At 65.7% G+C, this 2,877-nt stretch carries 3 protein-coding genes; all 3 read left to right on the top strand.

The window, feature by feature from the left end; translation table 11 throughout:
- Window positions 1-1,011: isocitrate lyase (gene aceA / locus A9X04_RS16005; RefSeq protein ID WP_067922167.1), on the top strand; the 1,011-nt coding region annotated here is incomplete at its 5' end.
- 247 nt (window positions 1,012-1,258) lie between these two features.
- Window positions 1,259-2,122 (top strand): 3-hydroxybutyryl-CoA dehydrogenase, encoded by an 864-nt coding sequence (locus tag A9X04_RS16000; protein WP_102418859.1) that lies wholly within the window; start codon window positions 1,259-1,261, stop codon window positions 2,120-2,122.
- A gap of 86 nt (window positions 2,123-2,208) precedes the next feature.
- On the top strand, window positions 2,209-2,877 hold a 669-nt coding region (locus A9X04_RS15995; RefSeq protein WP_067922162.1), incomplete at its 3' end, for a class I SAM-dependent methyltransferase.

The following is a 2,877-nucleotide window of genomic DNA, read 5'->3' as shown; positions in this document are numbered from 1 at the left end:
TGGCAGGTCGCCGGTGACGCCAACCTGTCCGGCCACACCTACCCCGACCAGAGCCTGTACCCGGCCAACTCGGTGCCCCAGGTGGTGCGGCGCATCAACAACGCGCTGCTGCGCGCCGACGAGATCGCCCGCGTGGAGGGCGACACCTCGGTGGAGAACTGGCTGGCGCCGATCGTCGCCGACGGCGAGGCCGGATTCGGTGGTGCGCTGAACGTCTACGAGTTGCAGAAGGCGATGATCGCCGCCGGCGTCGCGGGGTCGCACTGGGAGGACCAGCTCGCGTCGGAGAAGAAGTGCGGCCACCTCGGTGGCAAGGTGCTCATCCCGACCCAGCAGCACATCCGCACCCTGACCTCGGCCCGCCTGGCGGCCGACGTCGCCGACGTGCCGACCGTGGTGATCGCCCGCACCGACGCCGAGGCGGCCACCCTGATCACCTCGGACGTCGACGAGCGCGACCAGCCGTTCATCACCGGTGAGCGGACCAAGGAGGGCTTCTACCGGGTCAAGAACGGCCTCGAGCCCTGCATCGCCCGGGCCAAGGCCTACGCGCCGTACTCCGACCTGATCTGGATGGAGACCGGGACCCCGGACCTCGAGCTCGCCGCCAAGTTCGCCGAGGGCGTCAAGTCAGAGTTCCCCGACCAGATGCTGGCCTACAACTGCTCGCCGTCGTTCAACTGGAAGAAGCACCTCGACGACTCCACCATCGCGAAGTTCCAAAAGGAGCTCGGCGCAATGGGATTCAAGTTCCAGTTCATCACGCTGGCCGGCTTCCACGCGCTGAACTACTCGATGTTCGATCTGGCATACGGCTACGCCCGCAACCAGATGAGCGCGTACGTGGAGCTGCAGGAGCGCGAGTTCGCCGCCGAGGAGCGCGGTTACACCGCGACCAAGCACCAGCGTGAGGTCGGTGCCGGTTACTTCGACCGCATCGCCACCACGGTCGACCCCACCTCGTCGACCACGGCGCTGACCGGCTCCACCGAAGAGGGTCAGTTTCACTGAGGACGAGCGGGCTTGGCCCGCGAGGACGAAGTGAAACGGACAGGCTTGAGTCACTGAGGACGAGCGGGCTTGGCCCGCGATCCTCCGAGTCACTGAGGGGTGCTGAGCAGGCGCGGAATCGGTCTTCTGCGGCCCAGTTGACGCGACTCCGCGCCTGTTCGGCGATGAAGTAGCGTAGGCCCCGCCCAGCCAAACCTGGGCGGGGCCTATTGCGGTGCAAGACGATACGACGCCGAAAGAGATGACAGTGAGCGACGCAGCGATTCAGCGGGTAGGGGTTGTCGGGGCAGGCCAGATGGGATCCGGCATCGCCGAGGTCTCGGTGCGCGCCGGTGTCGACGTGACGGTCTTCGAGACCACCGACGCTCTGATCACGGCCGGACGCAACCGCATCATGAAGTCCCTGGAACGCGGTGTCAGCGCGGGGAAGGTCACCGAGCGCGAGCGCGACCGCGCGCTGAGCAAGCTCACCTTCACCACCGACCTGAAGGACCTCGCCGACCGCCAACTGGTCATCGAGGCGATCATCGAGGACGAGGCCGTCAAGGCGGACATCTTCGCCGAACTCGACCGCGCCATCAGCGACCCCGACGCCGTCCTGGCGTCCAACACCTCCAGCATTCCGATCATGAAGATCGCGGCGGCCACCAAGAACCCCCAACGAGTGCTGGGCCTGCACTTCTTCAATCCCGTGCCGGTGCTGCCGCTGGTCGAGTTGGTGAGCACGTTGGTCACCGACGAGGCCGCCGCCGCGCGCACCGAGGAGTTCGCGAGCGCCGTGCTGGGCAAGCAGGTGGTGCGCTGCTCGGACCGGTCCGGCTTTGTGGTCAACGCGCTGCTGGTTCCCTACCTGCTGTCGGCGATTCGGATGGTGGAGGCCGGTTTCGCCACCATCGAGGACGTCGACAAGGCCGTCGTCGCCGGGCTGTCCCACCCGATGGGCCCGCTGCGGCTGTCCGACCTGGTGGGCCTGGACACCCTCAAGCTGATCGCGGACAAGATGTTCGAGGAATTCAAGGAACCGCAGTACGGCCCGCCGCCGCTGTTGCTGCGCATGGTGGAGGCGGGCCGGCTGGGCAAGAAGACCGGCCAGGGTTTCTACACCTACTGATAGCGCGGCCGGGCCTGGTGGGCGAGCGCCCCGCCCGTCCGTTACTATTCTGGCGTTCAATAGTGAGCAACAGGACTGGAGCGGGAATGTCGGCGTTGGAGCCATTTTACGAGGAATCGCAGTCGATCTATGACGTCTCGAATGAATTCTTCGCGTTGTTTCTAGACCCGACGATGGCCTATACCTGTGCATATTTCGCGCAAGAAGATATGAGCCTCGAAGAGGCCCAAATCGCCAAGTTCGACTTGGCGCTGGGAAAGCTGAACCTCGAGCCCGGGATGACGCTGCTGGACATCGGCTGCGGCTGGGGCGCCACCATGCGGCGGGCCATTGAGAAGTACGACGTGAACGTCGTGGGCCTGACATTGTCGGAGAACCAGGCCGAGCATGTGCAGAAGACGTTCGACCAGATGGACACGCCCCGCACCCGGCGGGTGCTGTTGGAGGGGTGGGAGAAGTTCCACGAGCCCGTCGACCGCATCGTCTCGATCGGCGCCTTCGAGCACTTCGGCCGCCAGCGCTACGGGCGCTTCTTCAAGATGGCCTACCAGGCGCTGCCGTCCGACGGGGTGATGTTGCTGCACACCATCGTTCGCCCGTCCTTCAAAGACGCCCGGGCGCGGGGCATGAAGCTGACCCACGAGATCGTGCACTTCTCGCAGTTCATCTTGACCGAGATCTTCCCCGGCGGGTGGCTGCCGACACCGCAGACCGTCGGCGAGTACGCGGTCACGGCCGGCTTCGAGCTGACCCGG

Source organism: Mycobacterium sp. E3247, from assembly GCF_001667785.1.
Taxonomy (GTDB): Bacteria; Actinomycetota; Actinomycetes; order Mycobacteriales; family Mycobacteriaceae; genus Mycobacterium.
Note: the sequence above shows the minus strand (reverse complement) of the source record. Positions and strands in the feature narration are given on the sequence as shown.